Annotated in this window: 1 protein-coding gene; it reads left to right on the forward strand. The window is 35.6% G+C overall.

What is annotated here, in order from left to right:
* The coding region (locus AAEY62_RS22280; RefSeq protein ID WP_350636584.1) for an intermembrane phospholipid transport protein YdbH family protein at positions 1 to 191 on the forward strand (191 nt) is incomplete at its 5' end.
* Positions 192 to 275: the final 84 nt, after the last annotated feature.

The raw sequence follows: 275 nt of genomic DNA on the forward strand, positions 1-275 counted from the left end.
GTGTGGCACTTAAAAGTGATGGTTGGCTAAAGCTTGGCGTAAATTTGCAAGGTTATAATAAGCAAGCAGAGCAGCAAGTTAACTTTAATTATAATCATGAAGAAAATATATTTACTTTATTACGTGCATTGCGCTTAAGTGATGAAATTACACAAAAAGTTGAGCAACAATACTCACAAAAAGGAAACTAATGATGAAACAGTCGTTAAGCATAAAAGTACTTATTGTATTTGCAGCAATAAGTGCCCTTGGTGCGTGTACGCACCGAGTAGAGG

Source organism: Pseudoalteromonas sp. GW168-MNA-CIBAN-0100 (assembly GCF_040309225.1).
Taxonomy (GTDB): Bacteria; Pseudomonadota; Gammaproteobacteria; order Enterobacterales; family Alteromonadaceae; genus Pseudoalteromonas; species Pseudoalteromonas arctica.